Source organism: Iodidimonas sp. SYSU 1G8, from assembly GCF_039655775.1.
Lineage (GTDB): Bacteria > Pseudomonadota > Alphaproteobacteria > SMXS01 > SMXS01 > RI-34.
This window is the reverse complement of record NZ_JBBYXJ010000001.1, coordinates 1,443,325-1,462,500: the sequence shown is the minus strand read 5'-3', so window position 1 is coordinate 1,462,500 and position 19,176 is coordinate 1,443,325. Positions and strand designations below refer to the sequence as shown.

14 protein-coding genes (1 of these 14 only partly in view) are annotated in these 19,176 nt (G+C 60.7%); 11 read left to right on the top strand and 3 right to left on the bottom strand.

The features are described from left to right. From WJU17_RS07005 to WJU17_RS06995, 3 genes are all read right to left on the bottom strand, one after another. On the bottom strand, positions 1-619 hold the 5' portion of the coding sequence (locus tag WJU17_RS07005; protein ID WP_346326619.1) for a site-specific integrase. It extends 437 nt beyond the left edge of the window; only the first 619 of its 1,056 coding nucleotides appear in the window; its start codon is at positions 617-619; its stop codon lies beyond the left edge, outside the window. A 2-nt stretch (positions 620-621) separates the two neighbouring features. Then, positions 622-2,292 carry a site-specific integrase gene (locus WJU17_RS07000; RefSeq protein ID WP_346326618.1) on the bottom strand — a complete coding sequence of 557 codons (1,671 nt, stop codon included), beginning with the start codon at positions 2,290-2,292 and terminating at the stop codon, positions 622-624. Positions 2,293-2,412: 120 nt separating this feature from the next. Then, on the bottom strand, positions 2,413-2,670 hold the full coding sequence (locus tag WJU17_RS06995) for a helix-turn-helix domain-containing protein (RefSeq protein WP_346326617.1): 258 nt from the start codon (positions 2,668-2,670) through the stop codon (positions 2,413-2,415). Between the two features lie 330 nt (positions 2,671-3,000). Here WJU17_RS06995 and WJU17_RS06990 point away from each other — a divergent pair, with 330 nt between their 5' ends. The 11 genes from WJU17_RS06990 (at position 3,001) to WJU17_RS06940 (ending at position 19,172) form a co-directional block, all read left to right on the top strand. Further along, positions 3,001-3,333 carry a hypothetical protein gene (locus WJU17_RS06990; RefSeq protein WP_346326616.1) on the top strand — a complete coding sequence of 111 codons (333 nt, stop codon included), beginning with the start codon at positions 3,001-3,003 and terminating at the stop codon, positions 3,331-3,333. After that, entirely contained in the window at positions 3,330-3,575 is a 246-nt protein-coding gene (locus tag WJU17_RS06985; protein ID WP_346326615.1) for a hypothetical protein, read from the top strand. Before WJU17_RS06990 ends, WJU17_RS06985 begins: the two co-directional genes overlap by 4 nt. A gap of 570 nt (positions 3,576-4,145) precedes the next feature. Then, the gene (locus WJU17_RS06980; protein ID WP_346326614.1) at positions 4,146-4,613 is read left to right on the top strand and encodes a hypothetical protein; all 468 of its coding nucleotides are present in this window, start codon (positions 4,146-4,148) and stop codon (positions 4,611-4,613) included. Between the two features lie 935 nt (positions 4,614-5,548). Then, the gene (locus WJU17_RS06975; protein WP_346326613.1) at positions 5,549-6,055 is read left to right on the top strand and encodes a BrxE family protein; all 507 of its coding nucleotides are present in this window, start codon (positions 5,549-5,551) and stop codon (positions 6,053-6,055) included. Continuing rightward, the gene (locus WJU17_RS06970; protein ID WP_346326612.1) at positions 6,052-6,837 is read left to right on the top strand and encodes a BrxA family protein; all 786 of its coding nucleotides are present in this window, start codon (positions 6,052-6,054) and stop codon (positions 6,835-6,837) included. Before WJU17_RS06975 ends, WJU17_RS06970 begins: the two co-directional genes overlap by 4 nt. Continuing rightward, positions 6,818-7,393, top strand: a complete 576-nt coding sequence (locus WJU17_RS06965) for a BREX protein BrxB domain-containing protein (protein ID WP_346326611.1) — start codon at positions 6,818-6,820, stop codon at positions 7,391-7,393. The genes WJU17_RS06970 and WJU17_RS06965 overlap by 20 nt, the downstream gene beginning before the upstream one ends. A 31-nt stretch (positions 7,394-7,424) precedes the next feature. Continuing rightward, complete coding sequence (brxC, locus tag WJU17_RS06960; protein WP_346326610.1) at positions 7,425-11,036, top strand: BREX system P-loop protein BrxC; 3,612 nt, start codon at positions 7,425-7,427, stop codon at positions 11,034-11,036. A 3-nt stretch (positions 11,037-11,039) separates the two neighbouring features. Beyond that, positions 11,040-12,941: an SAM-dependent methyltransferase gene (locus WJU17_RS06955; protein ID WP_346326609.1), complete on the top strand. Its 1,902-nt coding sequence runs from the start codon at positions 11,040-11,042 to the stop codon at positions 12,939-12,941. Beyond that, positions 12,938-14,839, top strand: coding sequence for a type II restriction endonuclease subunit M (locus WJU17_RS06950; RefSeq protein WP_346326608.1), 1,902 nt, complete (start codon positions 12,938-12,940; stop codon positions 14,837-14,839). The genes WJU17_RS06955 and WJU17_RS06950 overlap by 4 nt, the downstream gene beginning before the upstream one ends. Beyond that, the gene (locus WJU17_RS06945; RefSeq protein ID WP_346326607.1) at positions 14,836-16,647 is read left to right on the top strand and encodes a DUF262 domain-containing protein; all 1,812 of its coding nucleotides are present in this window, start codon (positions 14,836-14,838) and stop codon (positions 16,645-16,647) included. The genes WJU17_RS06950 and WJU17_RS06945 overlap by 4 nt, the downstream gene beginning before the upstream one ends. Next, the gene (locus tag WJU17_RS06940) at positions 16,644-19,172 is read left to right on the top strand and encodes a PglZ domain-containing protein (protein WP_346326606.1); all 2,529 of its coding nucleotides are present in this window, start codon (positions 16,644-16,646) and stop codon (positions 19,170-19,172) included. The genes WJU17_RS06945 and WJU17_RS06940 overlap by 4 nt, the downstream gene beginning before the upstream one ends. Positions 19,173-19,176: the final 4 nt, after the last annotated feature.

The window sequence follows — 19,176 nt, the reverse complement described above, 5'->3', positions numbered from 1 at the left end:
GCAGCCGGAAGCGATCGCCGTCGTGGCAGAGGTTCTGGCCCAGACGGATGGAGGTGAAGTTGCCGAGCCGCAGCGGGCAGGCGGCGAGCATTGCGATCATTAGCCCGTCCCGGTAGCGGGTCAGGTGGCGCACGGGGATGAGGCCGGCGCGGGCCTGGGCGTCCTCCATCAAGGCAAAGCCGAGATCGACCAGGGCCTGTGTCTCGACGAGCCGCGGCCGCTTGTCACGACGGCGGTGCTGCTCGTGGCGGATCCGGGCGCGAATCGGCTTGAGCCAGTGCCAGTCGCCCCCGGGCGCCATCCAGAGGGCGCACTGCTCGAGCGTCTGCGCGATCATGGCCTGGGTGTTGGGGGCCAGATGGGCGACCGAGCCCAGAAAAGCCTGGCCCCTCTCCGGCGTGAGCAGCTGCCAGGAGGGGCTGGCGCCGAGCTCGCCCCGGTTCTGAAGCCAGAAGAGCCAGCGTCCCCAGGCATGAAGGTGCAACTCGCGGGTCTTGGAAGCCAGATGGGAGGCGGCCCCATCCATCTCGCCGAGATCGGCCTCGCGGAACAGCGCCAGCCAGACGGCCTGCTCGGCCGCGGGCCAATGCTCGAAGAGCAGGGATACCGGTGCGCGCATGCCTAGCGTCCTCCGCCCTTGAGGGAGCCCTGGAACTGAAGGATGGACCCTTCCTGCTCGAAACAGGCGTAGGCCGAGATGGTGGTCTCGATGCTCTTGTGGCCGAGCAGGATCTGCACCACCCCGTAGGCGCCCGGATGGAGGCGCAGATAGCGCATGGCGGCAAGATGGCGGAACAGGTGCACGTGCATCTCGACGCCGAGCTGCTCCAGCAGGAACCGGCTGATCTGGGTGCTCAGGCGCGCGGCTGCCTTGTGGCGGGACACGGGCTGCCCGGGAAACAGCCAGGGCGAACCGGCAGGTGCGATCAGCGGATGGTAGACCGTGAGGTACTCCTCGATCAGCCGTGCCGTGTCCGCCGGTACCGGCAGGGTCAGATCCTGCCGGTTCTTGACCTCGTCGGCCTGGAGCAGGATGCGCAGCACCGGCTGTCCCTTCCGATCCTGTTGCAAGGCGAGATGGCGCTCGCGGTGCAGCCCGGTCAGGTTGGCGAGACGCATGGGCGCATCGAGCAGCAGCTGGATGGCCAGCGCGGCCTGCGCCGCCAGGGCACCGGCGCGGTCGGGCGCCGCGCGCCGCAGCCGGCGGAAGGTCGATGCGGGCAGGGCCTGCAGCGCGTTGAGACGGTGCTGGTTCGTGAACTGGGCGAGCCGATGCTGGTTCTTCCGGTTGAGGCCGCCTCCCCGGGGCGTGACCTGTTTGTGGACCGCCTTCAGCAGCCGGTAGGCGTCCTCGCCGACACGGACATGGTGACGGGCAATGGGCAAAAGCGCACCCGCGATGTTGGCGAGCCAGCTGGAGCGTTCCTTGCCATGCTCGGTGCGCAGCCTCTTGAGGGCGGCGACATAAACCGCCTTGTCGCACAGGGAGGCCAGAGAGGTCAGCGTCTCCACCGGCTGTCCGGCCCGTGCCGCCGCCGAGGCGAGGGTCAGGAGCTGGTGCTTGCGGGTCGCGATGGTGCGCGGCGCCAGCGGCTCGGAGGGGACCGGCTTCTCGGCATCGAAGTCGAAACCGCTCGAGACCTGCTTCTCCCAGGCGGCCAGATCATTGACCAGGCTCTCGGGGAAGTCGCTCCAGGACAGGTTCACCCGGCGGCGGCGATCCTCCAGCGTAAAGCGGTAGGACGGCCACTGGGGGTGCTGCTCGCCCTGATCGTTCCAGGTCCGGGCGAGCAGGCGGTAGCCGTGCCAGGGGTTCTTGCTGAACGCGCCCTCGCGCAGCCAGTCCAGATGATCGGCGGCTACCTGGTCGTTGACGGCCTCGGGCGCGATGCCGGCCTCGGAGCAGTACCGGGCAAGGCGGACCAGACGGCGGCGCGGCTCGGGCGGCACCAGGGCGCACAGTGCCTGCCAGGCGGGGCTCATGGGCGTGAGCGAGCGTCCGGCGGGCATGCCGGCGGCCCGGCAGCAGAAGCGCAGCTCGACAAGGATGTTGCGCCAGCGGGAGACGCTGATGCCGAACGTCTGGTGCTTCACCTTCCGGAGGCTATCGGCGAACCCGGCATCGACACGGATCTGCTCGCCGGGACGGCCGAGCACGCCCGCGATCCGGCGCAGCGCGCCGATCAGATGGGCCCGGCGGCCCTCCCGTTCCAGCGGCATGGTGGCGGCGAGCTGTTCCAGATCGGCCAGCGAGAGAGTCTTCAGCGGGGTGAGAGGCGGATGTGTCTTCATGGGGTCCTCCATGACACTGTTAACCTGACAGAAAAGGACAGTAAAGTCCTGAGTGTACCTCTGAATAACTTCTGTGAAACCGTCGTATACTCGTCTTTCGTGAACGAAAAAGGTATGTGTTCATATTAATTTGTAGAACAATGACTTGAAAGGACAACAGGGTATTCTTGCGGACAGGCCCCAGAGCGGCTGATAGCTGCGCCGGCGCTCGAGATAATCGCGCAGCGCCTCTTCGGAGATGCGGAGCTGGCGCCCGACGCGGATCGCGGGCAGGTCGCCGGCCTTGATGGCGCGAAGGATGGTGCGCTCGCACACGCTCAGCCGATCGGCGACATCCTTGACGGTGCAAAAGCGCAGCGGACGGGAGGCAGGGGACATGGGGTCAATCCTGTGTTGTCTGGGGAGATTGGGAGGCGATCCAGGCGCGTGCCGCGGCCCGGCCCAGCAGGCGGGCGAGCTCGACCAGATGGGGATCGGGCGATACGGCGGTCTCCTCCTTCGGCGAGAGAGAGGCAAAACCCGAGTCCGGAAGATCTGCTGCGCTGTGCTCCATCTCCGAGTTTATGCCACACGAACATTGGCCGAACATTGCAGAATGGGCCGAGGGCGCATCACCGCCGTCGATTATGAAAAATCACTTAAGTTGCTGAAATACTGGACTTTATCGCTGTTTTACCGCTGACTGCGCCGTGACAAGGAGGCAGTCACATGAAGAAAAGCAACTCTGCGCCGGCTCCCATGACGCTGGCGAGCATGACACCGATCCAGTTCCGCCAGGCGATCGCCGCGTTGTTCGGCGGCTATGGCTCGCAGCGGAAGTTTGCGCGGCTCACCGGGATCCACGAGACGTCCGTGCGCCGGTACATGACCGGCACGCGCCCGATCCCGCAGGTGATGGTCCTGCTGCTCACCTACATGCACGAGCGCCTGCAGGCAGGGCTCGATCTGCGTGTCGATGCGGCGCCGTTCATCGAGAGCCTGCCGTCCGGCGAGCCACAGGAGCCCGCCGGCCCCCCGACCTTCGCGGACCTCTATGAATGAGGGAGAGGCCGCCCGCTTCCGGGCCGATGATCCACACTGAAGAGCCGGAAGATGGCGATCTCGTCCGCCAGCTGGCCCTGGCGCTGGCGCAGGTCAGCGGGCGGCCCCCCGACCGGATCGAGGTCTTCCTCTGGCAGGCGTTGAAGGATCTGAGTGCGTCCGATCTGACACCTGGAGAGATTGACGCACTTCAAGGAGGCATCCGGACACAGATGATCCGGTTGCTCAGCGGTAATCATTGATCGCGGATGACCCCATGGCAGAGGGCAGTCGTCCAGCCGTGATGATTCGGCCCTAAATATTCGCACGGCGGATCCGGGGTATGATCTTGCGTAATACAAGGTTCCAAAAATCTCACGAATGAAGCTGGCGGCTCTGTTCCTGATAAATTGATGTACCGACATTATAAAAGTTCTTCGCTTAACAACAGCGCGCTTGAACGCCTGATGCTGACTGCATAATTTTGCCGTGTTGATCGATACGCCGGCTTTTGGCGTATTGCCAACACCTGAATGTCGAAAGGCTCAAACCGTTGGGGCATTCAGGGACCGGGTACCATCGGGGTGCGGTCATTCACCCACAGGGCACCGCTAAAGCTCGAAGCCCAGGGACCGCCGGCAGCCCTGCTAGCTGCCGTGAAGTAGTGAGCGAGTGTCCGCCTGAGCAGGAAAAGGACGGACATGCCCAGCGGCGGCGGCTCGGACGGGCATGCAAGATCGCTTGGGCATAGCGGGATCACCCTCGGAATTGTCTGGGGGTGGTCCCGCTATGCCCAGGATCAGCTCTCCAACAGGCATTTACGGAAAGAAGATATGGACCTCGGCAAGCGTGCGACGGCGGGAAACAGGAAACGCCCGGACCGGCGAAGGGCCGGACTTGCGCGAGAGTTGCCGATGGGCGACGGCTCGCTCCTCGAGATCGAGGTGGTCGCCAACCATGAAAACCGGTTCCTCGGTGTCCGGATAAGGCGGAGCGGTCGGGGAGTGGTCTACTGCTCGGCGAACATGCTCCAGCCGTTGTTTGCGAGCTTGAGAAAACCCGGTCAGAACGGCAAGCTCCTCGCGCTGAACGGTTTCCGGCAACTGAGGGTCGCAACGGTCCGCGGCGTCGCTGGTCACTCCGCGGTCGTCCGCATCCAGTGCTACGAGAGGCCCTTCGACGGCAGGCCCTGGAGCCACCGGGGAGAGATCGTCATCGAGGAGGGGCGGATCGGGGATCTGGTCGCGCTCGTGAGGGAGCTTGTTCGCGAAGCCCGCACGTACCTGATTGCCGAGGCGTAACCCAGGGAAGCGGGCCGTCGGCATCAAGGTTCCCAACGGCGCCAAATCGAAAAAAGTTGGCACGCCCGCTAGGGCGTGCGACTCCGGCCTTCGCCGAATGTTCGAGGTTTGCAAGCATTGAGCTGCATGCGTTAGGGCGCGAAACAACATAGACCTTGGCGCAGCGGGAACTGCTTGGGCAGCTGTCCGGCGATGGCCTCGGCTCTCAGGTCGAGTCCCTGCTGGTGGACGCGGCGCCCCCAGTCTCGCCAGTCAAGCTATGGGCGCTGTCGTGCGGGTTAGCCCCGCCCGCATCTTCGCCTGGAGAACGGCCTGGGTTGCCTGTTGAGTCCAAGAGGACGCGGAGCTCAACGCGGTCTGACAGGCGGCTTCGTCGTCCGATGCAGCCGGCATCTCAGTGCTGGCCATCGCGCCATGGGGGTTCCTCCTGAAAGGCACTCCGTTGCGCTGGCGGTGCCCAGTGTTTACCTGCCGCGCCGTCCATGGGCCCGAAATGCGTCTTCCAGGGCCGGTAACGAACTGCCAAACGATGTGATCGAGTTGGCGGAAGCAATCGTGGCTTGCTGGATTTAGTAGCAACGGATCGGCGCCGGGAGGCGCGCTGACTACAGCGTGCTGTAGGTTCCGTAAGACCACCTCCTGAGCTTTCTTCGATCGGAGGGACTCAATTTATCGTACAGACGTTATGCGGCCGTTCAGGCTATTACCCGACAGGGGTTACAGGCGGGGTGTGCCATCGGCTATGGTCGTGCCGGAAGCGGAATTCGATGCGCTAGCTGCCTAGAGGGTTGGGGAGGATTTGCATGTTTTGTTTGTTTTCGGCCGTCACCTCAGGACACGATAAGCCTTATAAGGCTGGCCCTATTGGGATGGCGTCCCTTCTATGAAATCGGCTGAGTGCCTTGTTCGCAGGCGGAATACGGGGTTCTGAGCTCATGTTGGACAACGGCGTCGCCGACATCATCACACTACGCCTAGCTGTTGGCCTCCTTGGCGAGAGCGACAACGCCGGTTGGTGGTCGTCGAAGTTCATGTCGGCACAAGCTGTCGGCTTTCTCAGCCCCATCTATGGCGAGCGGACCGGACCGGCGCGCTACCATGGAGTAGTCGAGGCAGCGCGCCGGCTGCATGACGAGCGCATCGGTGTCGGCCGGGTGTTTCATTTGTTCCGCCTTCCAGAAGGGCTTGAGCGTCGGTTGCATGAAGCGGTCCTGCTCCAAAGCGAGGGAGATTTGGTAAAGGCGTTGGCTGACGGCGACGCTGCTCGTACGGCATTGAAATCCCTCTCTCCAGCTGCACCTGAGGTCAACCCAGGCCCGATCAATGTTGGCGCGCCGGAAAGCCTGGAATCGATAGCTTGGGTCGCCCTGGTCGCGGGACATTACCAAGCCGCGTTTTCGGCCTCCGTGCAGACATTTCCCTATTTCGCTGATCGCCAGTGACTAAGCCTCCTTACACGACGCGGCTACAGGCCGGGCTGGGGCTTGTGCCAGAAACCATACGGCTACTTGATCTCTGGCAGCCGGAAATGGATGCCCAAACCCTCCTCAAGACGGCGCTTTCCTCTGGAAGCTTCCCGAACGTAGCTGCACGGCGCCTGCGAAATATCGTGACTGAGGGCTTTGCCCCTCGCTATCTGATAGAGGCGGGTGCCCCAGCCCACTCGCTGAAGGCCCTGTCGCAGGCGCTGTCGGCCACTGATTTCAAGCATTTGCTCTTTTTCTACACCTGCCGGGCTAACCGAATCCTCGGTGACTTCGTCCAGGATGTGTTTTGGGCGCGTTACGCGGCGGGCGCGACCGAGGTGAGCAAGGCGGAGGCTTTGGAATTCGTTCGGCGCGCTGTTTCGGACGGCGTGACGACAACACACTGGTCGGAATCCACGATCACCCGTGTAGCGAGTTATCTTCTCGGCGCGTGCGCAGACTTCGGCCTCCTCGGCTCCATGAGACGAGAAGCTCGACCGATTCTGTCGTTCCGTCCCGGCCAGATGGTTATCGCATTCGTCGCCCATGATCTTCATTTCGGTGGGGTCGGTGATAACGGGCTGCTTCAACATGATGATTGGCGACTGTTCGGCCTTGAGCCGGGTGACGTACTGTCCGAGTTGAAACGTCTCGCGCTACGCGGTGACATCATCGTGCAGACCGCCGGAAATGCGGTTCAGATATCGTGGAAGGCCAAGTCGATGGAGGAGTTCGCTCATGGCCTCACTCAGGGCTGATTTCGACGAGGTTATTCGGCGCGTGAACGCCGGCCGCGAGTTCGCGCATGCCAGCTTCGAGCCAATTTTCTATCTGGTGTTTCCGCCCCGAGACATCCTGGAGGTAAAGCGGCAGTTGCCGGCTTGGACGGCGGCGCTCCGCAATCAGGGTTGGGACGTGGAAATATTCTCGGTCGCCCAGCACGTGCTCGATATTCTGCGCAACGCGCCCATGCGTAACATATGGCTAGCCGCTGATCGGAAAGCGCCGCTGGCATGGGACAAGACCAATAAGAGCCTGGCCAACGCCCTAACGAGCAAGAATCAGCTGCAAAACCGGTTGGAGGAAGTGCTCACGCGCCTTGAGAACAAGCCCAACGCGATTGTCCTGGTTACCGACTTGGAAGCGCTCCACCCCTACATGCGCATCGGCGCCATTGAGGCCCAGCTCCAGGGCAAGTTTCACGTGCCGACCGTCTTCCTCTATCCTGGCACCCGCACGGGTAAGACGCGCCTGCGCTTCCTCGGCTTCTATCCTGAGGACGGCAATTATCGATCGGTTCACGTCGGCGGATGACGGCCGCAATTTCAGCATCGGGTTCAAGTTCATGACGCAGATTCGCTCTCTTTTCGATCCGCAACGAGGCATCGAACGCTCCATCGAAAAAGTCATTTCCTATCAGGCCTCCCAGGAGGAGCGCCTCAAGGCCGAGATTTCCGAGTACATCGTCACGGACAGTATCGATCAGCAGCTGGAGCGACTGCTCGAGAACATTCAGGCAGCGCTCGACAGCGATGGCAGCCATGAAGTCGGCGTCTGGGTTTCGGGCTTCTACGGCTCGGGCAAGAGCTCATTCACGAAGTATCTCGGGCTCGCGCTCGACCAGCGGGTGATCGTTGATGGCCAGCCGTTTCTGCGCCACCTATACGACCGTCTGCGCCGCCCTCAGACCAAGGCCTTGCTGAACGCGGTTGCTTCTCGCCTGTCCGCAGCGGTCATCCTTCTGGACCTTGCCAGTCAGCAAATAGCCGGCGCCACGCTCGCCGAGGTTTCAACCGTCCTCTACCACAAGGTGCTGCAGCAACTGGGGTATTCGCGAAACCTCAAGGTGGCGGCCCTGGAACGCAAGCTCAAGCGGGATGGCCGCTACGAAGAATTCGTCAAGCTGTTCGCCGATCAGACCGGTGAGATATGGACCGATTACCACAATGACGAACTGGTGGTCGATAGTCTGCTGCCCGCGCTCGCCTACGAGATGTATCCCTTATTGTTCCAGAGCGATCAGGCTTTCTCCGCGGCCACAAGCGATATGATCTACCTCATGAACGACCGCGTTCAGGAGATGATCGACGTTATCCGCGAGGAGACAGGCAAAGACCACGTCGTCTTCGTGATCGACGAAATCGGCGAGTATGTCGGAGGCGACACGCGAAAGATCCACGACCTTCAAGGGCTCGCCGAGAACATCAAGAATATCGGCCATGGCAAGGTATGGATGTTCGGCACGGCCCAGCAAACGCTGACCGAAGACGATCCTCGCATGGCGATCAATTCGCCCCTGCTGTTCAAGCTCAAGGACCGGTTCCCGATCTCGGTTGAACTGGAATCGAGCGATATCAAGGAAATCTGCTATCGCCGCCTGTTAGGTAAGTCGGCTGCCGGTGAGGCCGAGCTCGGCGGCCTGTTCGATCGCCACGGCCAGGCGCTTCGTCACAATACCAAGCTGGCTGATGCGAAATTCTACGATGCCGGTTTTGATCGCCAGGCCTTCATCAATCTCTACCCGTTTCTCCCGGCACATTTCGAGATCCTGCTGCGCCTCCTTGGTGCCCTCGCCAAATCGACCGGCGGCATCGGCTTGCGTTCCGCGATCAAAGTCATCCAGGACGTTCTGGTCGAACCGAGCGTTTATCAGCCGCCGGTTGCCGACCGTCCGACCGGCTGGCTGGCGACCACGGTCACGCTTTATGATTCCCTGGAGCGCGACATTCGCCGCGCATTTCCGTCGCTCCACACCGCGGTAGACAAGGTCATCGTCCAGTTCCCAGACAACGCAACGGTTCAGGCGGTCGCAAAGACGGTCGTCGTGCTACAGATATTGGCCAACATTCCCGCAACCGTTGAGAATGTTGCGGCATTGATGCATCCCCAGGTCGACACAGCTTCCGTGCTGGACGCGGTAAAATCTGCCGTCGATGCCATGATCAGAAACCAGTTCGTCCCGCTGGGCGAAAAGGACGGCAGCCTCCGCTTCTTCAGCGAGCGACTGAACGATGTGGAGCAGGAACGGCTGCAGATTCCGCTCCGCACAACCGACGTCCAGCGCATTTTCAATACCGCACTCGCCGAAGTGTTCGACCCGCCCCCATCGGCGCGCATCTTCGGCAATCTGACCGTCACTACGGGCTTGAAGCGTCTGGTTTCCGGCCGCCCTACCACCCTGACGGGAGAGCGGGAAACCGTTCAGACCCTCATCGCTCTATCGGAGCCCGGTGAGTTCGATGCCGACCGGACAAAGCTGGTCGAGGAATCCCGGCAGCGGCTAATGTCGACGACGATCTACCTCCTTGGGTCCATGCCGGCCGACGCCATGGACAAGGCAACCGAAATCTATCGCTGTGCGCGCATTGTCGAACTTCACCGTAACGACCCTGATCAGGAGGTGAAGGAGTATTGCGCCAGCCAAAGCGACCGCGCCGCCAAGCTGCATAATGAGCTCAAGCTGTCCCTGTCGCGTGGACTAGCCAAAGGCGCATACATCTTTCGCGGCACTTCCACCGCCGTCGAAAGTCTCGATCCCCAGCTTCCGCTGGCGGCGAAAAAGCACATCGGTGATGCTGCGTCCCAAATTTACGATCGCTATCCGGAAGCGGGAGAGCGCGTCGACACGGCGCTGCCCGAGAAGTTTCTGCGGGCACCCAACCTTCGAGCCATCACATCCCAGCTCGATCCGCTGAGCCTCGTTCGCCTTGACCGCGGCCAACCGAGCATCGAAACCAAGCACAAGGCGCTCGTCAGCATTCGCGATGTCGTTGAGCGGAATGGAGTGATCGAGGGCAAAAAGCTGCTCGAGCACTTCTCTGATCATCCGTTCGGCTGGTCTCCGGACACGACCCGTTACCTCGTCGCGGCACTTCTCCTTGCCAGCGAGATCAAGCTCAAGGTCGGCGGCCGCGAGGTCACGGCGGTCGGTCAGCAGGCCATCGAGGCGCTGAAGACCAACAATGCCTTCAAATCGATTGGGGTCTCCCTTCGGCATGACCGCCCGTCCATGGATGTGCTGCTGCGCGCTGCGGAGCGATTGCGCGACCTTTCGGGCGACGACGTGCTGCCTCTGGAAGAGGAGATCAGCAAGAAAGCCCAGAAGCTGCTTCCTGAGCTGCAGCACCGTTTGTCCCCCCTCGGAGGACGGCTTTCGGCACTGCGGCTGCCCGGAACCGACACGATGGAGTCCGTCAACCGCCAGATTGCCGACCTGCTGCTGTCCGATGCGTCAGAGGCGCCTCAGGCCTTCGGCGGGGAGCAATCAGCTCTTCACGATGAGCTATTATGGGCAGGGAAGCTCAAGCGGGCATTCGATGACGGCCTGGAAGCGACCCTTCGGCACCTGCGGGATTTCGAGCGTGACGTCGGTGATCTGCCTGCGACCGGAATACCCGGCGAGCTGCGGGCGGCGATCGCTGATGATCTCGCCCTTGTGGCTGACCGCCTGGGACAGCGGACCTTTTTCGAGTACGCCGACGACATCAGCAGCCGGCTGACGGCGATGGAGGCGCAGGTTGCGGCCGCTGTGCACCGGCTCGGGCAGTTGCAGGAGGATCTGGTCGTAAGCGCGGACGCGGACTTGGCCCGCCTGCCCGAGTGGGCGCAACTCACCACCGAGGAACAGCGGGACTCCCTGGCGCAGCTACGCAACATGGTACCTGCCGTGGATGCTACGATCGGCGGACTGAAGAAGCTCCTTGCGGGCCAGTACGATCTCACCACCACTATTGACCAGCTCAAAAAAAAGGTTGCGGCGGAAGGGAGGCAGCGTCTAGCTCCGCCTTCCGCCCAGATCGTCCGAGGACAGGAAACACCGGAGAAAACCCGCCGCAGGATCACCGTGCCGGCAAAAGTCTCGTCGGCCGAGGACCTCGATATCCTGATTGAGCGGTTACGGGCGCTGCGGATCGACGCGCCTTATTGCGACTTTGACTTCGTCATCGGCGAGGGTTGAGCCATGGCCTTTGATGATGCAACGAGGGCGCGCCTGAACCGCTTTGTCGGAAAGGTGCGGGGCATCCTCACCGAAGAGTTCACACGTCAACTTCAGCAGGTCTACGGTCTGGACCCGATGACCGGCAATTCAGCGGATCTCGAGAGCCTCGTCCATCTGGATGATCGGCGGTTGGAAACGGCGAGCGTTCTGCGGCAAATTCTAGACCATTACCTCGCCGCCGAAAGCGACACTGGAGGCGCGGCGCGGCGAAACGTCTTGAAGCGCATTGTGCGGGAGCAGGCCTTCACCGTGCTGAACCGCCTTGCCGCACTGCGCATGATGGAAGTTCGAGGCTTGATCACGGAATCCATCGGCAGAGGAACGCAGTCGCAAGGTTTTCGGCTCTATCAGGCGGTCGTCAATGGTGCATTGGGAGAAACCGGAGAGGCCTATCAGATCTACCTGTTCAGCCTGTTCGACCACTTCGCCGCCGACCTCACCTCGCTGTTCGACCGACACGCGCCGCAGAGCCTCCTTTTCCCGAGAGAGCCTGCGCTAAATGATGTGCTACAAGAATTGCTTGCCCCCGATCTGGCATCGCTCTGGGCCGAGGACGAGACGATCGGCTGGATCTACCAGTACTTCAATTCGAAGGAAGAGCGCAAAGCGATGCGCGAGGCGTCTCAAGCGCCGCGCAACAGCCGTGAACTGGCCGTGCGCAACCAGTTCTTCACCCCGCGCTATGTGGTGGAGTTCCTGGTCGACAACACGTTGGGGCGGCTCTGGTTCAACTGGACGGGCGGGGAGACCTGCTTGCGCGATCGCTGCCAGTACCTGCTGGTGAAACCGGATGAGGCGTCCGAGCCGCTTGGCCGCCTGCGCGATCCGCGCACGATCAAGCTGCTCGATCCGGCCTGCGGTTCGATGCATTTCGGGCTCTATGCCTTCGACCTGTTCCAGGCGATCTATCGCGAGGCATGGGATTGGGAGCAGTCTAATGGCCCGAACGAGCTGGATCGGGCAACCGGCGGCAGCCCCGATCTGAAGCCTTTGCCAGAAACCTATGCCGACCAGGATGCCTTCCTGCGCGACGTGCCGCGGCTGATCATTGAGCACAACATCTATGGCGTCGATATCGACCCGCGCGCGGCGCAGATCGCGTCGCTGGCGCTGTGGTTGCGTGCGCAACGCGCCTGGCATCAGGCGGGCGTGAAGGCCAAGGACCGGCCTCAGGTGGGGCGTGGGCATGTGGTGGCGGCCGTCGCGCCCCCGGCCGAGGTGGACTTGCGAAAGCGGTTCATGGAAGAGCTCGACCCCCTGGATGCAGAGCTGTTCGAGAAGACGCTGTTCGTGCTCAAGGGCTTGCCGGAGCTTGGGGTGCTGCTGCAAGTTGAGAGGGAACTACCTGCCCTTGTGCGCGCTGTGTTTGGCGAGCATGGCGACCTCTTCCGCGAAGAAGACGTGGCGCAGTGGCGGAAGGCTGAGGTACGTCTACGGGACGCCCTGACCGAGTTCGCACGCGCTGCGCGGTCCACCTATCAGGGGCGACTGTTTGCTGACGATGCGCTTCAGGGCCTTCTTATGATCGATCACTGCCGCGAAGTTTTCGACGTTGTAGTGATGAACCCTCCATTCGGCGCGCTCGCTTCGTCAACTAAGGCAGAAATGACGAAAGCCTACCCAAACAGTAAGAATGACCTTTTAGCGATTTTTGTAGAGCGGGGCCTGTCCTTGATGCGAAGCGGTTCTCGCATTGGGGCGATTACTTCACGAACCTGTTTCTTTCTATCGAGCTTTCAAAAATGGCGGGAGGAGGTTGTGCTCGCAATCGCCAAGCCAGAGGTCATGGCCGATCTCGGCCTCGGTGTGATGGATGACGCAATGGTAGAAGCGGCGGCTTATGTGCTGGAGAAGCGGATATGACGGTTTTCCTGAGATTGTTGTCGGAAGCAGACAAATCCCGCAGCCTGAGCGAAGCCTGTAACGGCTTTCGAAATAATCTTAACTCTCCGCAGATCTGCGAAGTTGAGCCTTACGCGTTTCGGTCGGTTCCAGGTGCCCCGTTCGCTTATTGGGTTAGCGAAAAACTTCGCCGAATTTTTCAAGATTTTTCTCAGTTTGAAAGCAACGGGCGTGCAGTTAGACAAGGGCTGGCAACAGCTGATGACTTCCGCTTTGTTAGGGCATGGTGGGAAATAACTGCAGACGTTGATCGCTGGCCTGGGTTTGCAAAGGGTGGTTCATTTTCGCCATTCTATCACGACATCTTTCTAACGGTGAATTGGAGAAACCAGGGAGCAGAAATTCGAAACTTCTTTCATCCTGACACTGGAAAACTTAATTCACGCCCTCAAAATATTGAGTACTTTCGGAGGGCTGGTTTGACATGGCCTCTCCGCGCCAAGAGGTTTTCGCCTCAAGCGCTTCCGAGAGAATGCGTATTCTCTGTTAGAGGCTATTCTGCGTTTCCAGAGCCAAAGGAAGAGCTAAGTACACTGGCACTGTTCAACAGTTCGCCATTTGACTATCTCTTTAAGACGGCTTTAGGTCGGTTTGGATATCCAGAATTTATCGTTGGAATCCTCCAAATCATGCCCTGGCCAGAGTTGAGGCGGGATATTTCAACTCAGCTGAAGGAACACGGACTGCGGGCCTGGTCTCTCAAAAGAGGGCTCGACACCGTATCGGAAACCTCACACGCATTTCATTTGCCCGCGGCGTTGCGCGCACGTCTTGGAGACTACGACCCGCCGTCGATTGAAGCCGAGCTGGCTGTCATCCAGGCCGAGATCGATGACATCGCCTTTGATCTTTACGGGTTCAGCGACGAAGACCGCGCCGCTGCGCTCGGGTTGTCTGGCACGGCGGACGAGGATGCAAGCGACACTACTGAGGATGCCGACTATAGCGAAGACGACGATGGCGCCGAAGCGATAGACCAAACTGACGGACTGCTCAGCTGGGCTGCGGGCGTCGCTTTCAGCCGTTTCGACTGGCGCCTGGCCACTGGCGAGCGCGCTGCCCCGCCCGAACCGGAACCCTTTGACCCGCTGCCCGCCAAGAGCCCCGGCATGCTGCCTGACGGTGCGGAGCCGTTCCATGCCCATTCCGGCATCCTGGTGGACGACCAGGGGCATCCGCATGACCTCGCCCGCCTGATCGAGGAAGTGCTCGCCCGCGTCGAAGCCCCAGTGCCCGCCGATATGCGCCGCTGGCTCCAACGGGACTTCTTCCCCCTGCACCTGAGGCAATACAGCAAGAGCCGCCGCAAGGCACCGATCTACTGGCCGATCTCGACCAGTTCAGGCAGCTACACGCTCTGGCTCTACTACCCCAGCCTGACCAGCCAGACGCTCTATTCCGCCGTGAACGACTTCGTGGATCGGAAGCTTCGCGAAGTCAGCCGCGATGCCACCACGCTGCGCGACAAGGGCGCCGCCCGCTCGCGCGACGACGAGAAGGCGTTCGAGGGGCTCCAAACCCTCGAGCTGGAGCTGATAGAGCTGCGCGACACCCTGCTGCAGATCGCGCCGGCCTATCGACCGAACCATGACGACGGCGTCCAAATCACTGCAGCCCCCCTATGGCAGCTGTTCCGCCACAAGCCTTGGCAGAAGGTTCTGAAGGACACCTGGGCCAGGCTGGTAAAGGGCGACTTCGACTGGGCGCATCTGGCCATGGCCTATTGGCCCGACCGCGTGCGCGAGAAATGCAAGACCGACAAGTCGCTGGCCATCGCGCACGACCTGGAGCACCTGTACGTCGAGCCGGAAAACCAGCCGAAGAAGGCCCGCAAAAAGAAGGCTGGGGGCGAAGAATGATCCAGGACGTCAAAGCGCTGCCCGTCAGCTTCTATTTCAGCCCCGATGGCGCAACGTCGTTCTTCATTCCGAAGTACCAACGCGAGTATGTGTGGGGCGCCAAGAACTGGGATTCCCTATTCAACGACCTGGAAGAGTCACCCAGCGGGCACTTCTTGGGTTCCATCATTTGCGTGAATGCCCAGCAGGACAGCATGGCGGGTGGTCGGCTCGAGTTGATCGACGGCCAACAGCGGTTTACCACCATCAGCCTGCTGTTCTGTGCGTTTTACAACAAGCTTAACGCCATTCCGAACCCGGATCGCCGTCTGCTGGTCGAGCTAGACAACCTGGAAAGCCGCATTTTCGTTCGCGCGACCGGACACTGGCGCCTAGAACCCAGTGAGCAAGCGCAGAACAAATCCGACTTTCAGAAAGTGCTGAGCGATTTGTTTCCCAAGCAGGTAAAGGCCCCGAAGGGCTTGAGCTACTTTGGTAACCGTCGCATCGCGCGCGCCTACAATTATTTCTCTGAGCGTCTCGATGGTCTTTCGCAAGATCAAGCACTGGCTCTGCTGGAAAAGCTTAAGGCCGCAATGTTGGTGAAGATCGAGGTGCGCAGCCACTCTGACGCTTTCATGTTGTTCGAGTCGATCAACAACCGGGGCATTCCACTCTCGGCCATCGACATCATCAAGAACAACCTATTGGCCGAGCTGGACAAGCGCCCCGACTACGGCATCGACCGTGCGTTTGAAGAGTGGAAGGACCTTGTCGACGCGCTGCCCGACCCGGCGGTTCAGGAGCGTTTCCTGCGCCAGTTGTACAACATGTTCAAGTACCTCAAGCAGGTCGAGGTTAAAGGCTGCACCCGAGCCACACGCTCAAATCTGATTACCATCTACGACACTTTGCTGCGCAAACGCCCAGTCTGGCTGTTTGAAGCATTGCAAACTAAAGGAAAGACCTATTCGGCGTTGCTAAACCCTACCGCCGCGCGAGAGCAATGGGGCGACGCCGCTGCAGCAGCCCTGCAGGACCTCCAACGCCTGGGGGCCGCGCCGGCTTACGCATTCTTGCTTTGGACCTGCCAGGTTGCACAAAGCCAGAAATGGAGTGAGGGCGATGCAGTTCACCGCTTGGCGTCTTTGCTCACCAAGTGGTTCTTCTGGCGCAATCTGACCGATATGCCGCCTACTCGCGAACTCGATCCGATGTTCATGGAGTTAGTCGCCCATCTTATTGGTCCTCTCCGTAAGGGAGGATACGAGGACCTGAACGATTTTATTAAGGCGTCGCGTCAATGGCTTATGAGCAAAGCACCGTTACAAGAGATCTGTGATGCGAAGCTTGCTGGCGATGTATATGTGGAAAACTACGATGTAACGCGCTTCATGCTGTGCAAGCTGGAAGAGGCTCATCAGACACTGGAAAATCGGCGCGACCTATGGGCGCAGGATCCGCATGGCCGCCCTATCTTCACAGTTGAGCACATCCTGCCGAAAACAGAGAACCTATCCGACGACTGGATCTCTATGCTTGAAGCAGCCGGCAAGGGCGAAGGCGCTGAGGACATTAGGCGGCGCAGTGCGCATCAACTGGGCAATCTAACTCTCAGCGGTTACAATTCCCGTCTAGGCACAATGACCTTCGAGAAGAAGCGGGACCGGGTTAATGAAGCGGGCGACCATATAGGCTACAAGAACGGCCTGTACCTGAATCGCGCTCTCGCAACCCGTAACGACTGGAACGAGTGCGCGATACGGACGCGCACTCGAACAATGCTTGATGAGGTGAAGTCTCTTCTCGTTCTGAGAGAGATGGAATGAGCTTGCGCTCCTTTTTTTGCGACCACGTTTTGCGTCCTCGGTTGGCGAAGGCAACCTGCCTTGTGGTCTACGACCTGGAGCAACGGTATGGAGAGCTCTGCCAAGGCATGGCCTCCGACACAGTTGCTGTTGTGGATGCTTCAGCGAGCGGCATCGAAAGCCGCGAGGCTGCGCTCCAGACGTTTATGAAGCTCGGCCAACCGCGCCCATCGGAGCCGAAGGCTCTGCTAATCTATGTGCCGGCCCGGTTGCCGACGACTGATGAAGAGCGAGCAAACGATCCCTTCAGTATTTTCGCGGTAGGCGGGGCCGTGTTTCCCGATGGCGCTGGCGACGAATATCTGAGCCTATGCCTCCGAGCGAAGCCTGATCACGCCACCGAAATTCGCCGCCTTTTCGACTCTGATCCTTCGCCCTCGTTTGAGCTCGTCGATAACATCGGTGGCGGCGTCGGCTATCCGGTGCTTCGGACCATCCTTGGGGTCGAATCCGCCCGCGACATTCTGCTGGCGCTGTTGGCGCCGTCACAGCAGCAGCTAGCAAAGCTGAAGGAAAAGGATGCCTGGGTTAGCGAGGTGCGAGCGCTGTTGGCTGCGTCCCTCGGCCTGAAGCTGGCCACTCGGGGCAAAACATGGTCGGCCATTGCGGATGAGCTGTGGCGGTTTCTGCTGTTCAGCGAGTTCGTCTTCGACCTGCCTGCCGCGCTCCCTGCCAACTTGGCGAGCGTACCTCGTGGATCCGAGGCCGCTCGGCCGCTCGTCGAATATCTCTGCGACACTTTGCGTCAGGATACGAGGCGACGGCAGTCCTATATCGAACGGGCGGAGGAGATCGAGGGCGACCTCGGTCTCGTGGAGGCCTGTGCAGGAATTTTTGACCTTGGAATCAAGGACACTTTTCCGTTCGAGGAGCGGACCTTTCTGGCCGCCGCCGTCAATGCGCTCAAGGACGATCGTCTAGATGACATTCGCGACATTGTGACGCGGCATCGGCAGTCCGTCTGGCTCGGCAAGGGCGAGAGCCAGGCGCAGTGGCAGCTGGTGACGGCAGCGCTTCAGCTCGTCGAAGAGTGCCAATCCGCGGACGCTAGCTTGGCAGATCGCGGTTGGAGCATGGATGCTTTGCTCGATCATTATGGGACGCGCCTGCGCGAAGTGGACCGTCTGCAACGGGAGTTCGAGCAGGCCGTCGGGGACTATGTGTCTCACGATCCGGTGGTGGATGACGTGGTCGACCATGCTCGACAGCACTACGCAAAGGTTGCGACCAAGATTCAGACGCTGTTTACCCGGCATCTGCCGACAGCCGGTTGGCCACCGCAAGGCCGGCTCGCGAACGCCGACGTGTTCGATCGTATCGTAGCGCCGATCCTTGCCGAGCGTGGGCGTAGGTTAGCATACATCCTGGTCGACGCGCTGCGCTACGAGCTTGGGGTCGTCCTACACCGGTTGCTCATGGATGCGGGACAGGCAGACCTAGTGTCGGCCTATGCTCAAGTGCCGACCATCACACCGGTGGGCATGGCCAGCTTGCTGCCAGGCGCTGGTGCAGGGCTGAGCATCGCCCGTGAGAATGGTGGCATCATGCCCAAGTTGGATGGAAATCCGGTTGCAACTGTCCCGCATAGGATGGGAGTGCTGCGTGCGCGTTTCGGAGATCGATTTGCCGAGACCACGCTTTCCGACTTTATCGGCAATAAGAAGAGCTCGGTCGCTGAAACGGTCGATCTGCTCGTGTTGCGAAGCACAGAGATTGACAGTCTCTTGGAGACCAATCCGGAAAGCACTCTCGGGGTTATCGGACAAACCTTGAACTCGATACGGGTGGCAATCCACCGGCTTAAGGAGCGCGGCTTCACCGATGCTGTGATCGTCACAGACCACGGATTTTATCTCAATGCCCATGGCGAAGCGGGCGATCTATGCGCGAGGCCGCCGGGTAGCTGGCTCACCATTCATGACCGTGCGCTTCTTGGTGACGGCGCGGAGGATGCCCAGAATTTTGCGCTTCCTGCAGCTAGAGTCGGCATTCGCGGAGACTTCGGAATGTTCGCCGGACCGCGCACCATGGCGCCCTACCGCCGCGGCCTCAAATATTTCCACGGCGGCCTTTCCTTACAGGAAGCAGTCGTGCCCGTACTCACGGTCCGCTTGAAACCGGTAAGCCAGGCCGCGCTGCCTGTCGCTTCGGTTAAACTGATTTACAAGAATGGCGCCACACGGGTGACGACGCGGCTGCCGGTCGTCGATCTTCTGGTGGAGAGCGCTGACATGTTCTCACAGGCGGTCGATTTCGAGATCCTGCTGGAAGCCCAGAACCGAAAGGGTGATGTTGTCGGCGAGGCGAAACGGAGCGACCCGGTTGATCCAGCGACGGGCACGTTGACGCTCAAACCCGGCCAGCGGGAACAGGTGGCTATAAGGATGGACATGGAATTCCATGGCAAGTTTACGCTCAAGGCGCTCAACCCGGTGACGATGGCTGCTTATGCCACCCTGGAACTGGAGACTGACTATGCAGTCTGAGCCG

Excerpts from the sequence above, each read along its gene's own strand:
- WJU17_RS06985 (WP_346326615.1), top strand. The coding sequence starts at position 3,330 with ATGAGGGAGAGGCCGCCCGCTTCCGGGCCGATGATCCACACTGAAGAG.
- WJU17_RS06945 (WP_346326607.1), top strand. The coding sequence starts at position 14,836 with ATGATCCAGGACGTCAAAGCGCTGCCCGTCAGCTTCTATTTCAGCCCC.
- WJU17_RS06955 (WP_346326609.1), top strand. The coding sequence starts at position 11,040 with ATGGCCTTTGATGATGCAACGAGGGCGCGCCTGAACCGCTTTGTCGGA.
- brxC (WP_346326610.1), top strand. The coding sequence starts at position 7,425 with ATGACGCAGATTCGCTCTCTTTTCGATCCGCAACGAGGCATCGAACGC.
- WJU17_RS07000 (WP_346326618.1), bottom strand. The coding sequence starts at position 2,292 with ATGAAGACACATCCGCCTCTCACCCCGCTGAAGACTCTCTCGCTGGCC.
- WJU17_RS06990 (WP_346326616.1), top strand. The coding sequence starts at position 3,001 with ATGAAGAAAAGCAACTCTGCGCCGGCTCCCATGACGCTGGCGAGCATG.
- WJU17_RS06950 (WP_346326608.1), top strand. The coding sequence starts at position 12,938 with ATGACGGTTTTCCTGAGATTGTTGTCGGAAGCAGACAAATCCCGCAGC.
- WJU17_RS06940 (WP_346326606.1), top strand. The coding sequence starts at position 16,644 with ATGAGCTTGCGCTCCTTTTTTTGCGACCACGTTTTGCGTCCTCGGTTG.
- WJU17_RS06975 (WP_346326613.1), top strand. The coding sequence starts at position 5,549 with ATGTTGGACAACGGCGTCGCCGACATCATCACACTACGCCTAGCTGTT.
- WJU17_RS06995 (WP_346326617.1), bottom strand. The coding sequence starts at position 2,670 with ATGTCCCCTGCCTCCCGTCCGCTGCGCTTTTGCACCGTCAAGGATGTC.
- WJU17_RS06980 (WP_346326614.1), top strand. The coding sequence starts at position 4,146 with ATGGACCTCGGCAAGCGTGCGACGGCGGGAAACAGGAAACGCCCGGAC.
- WJU17_RS06965 (WP_346326611.1), top strand. The coding sequence starts at position 6,818 with ATGGCCTCACTCAGGGCTGATTTCGACGAGGTTATTCGGCGCGTGAAC.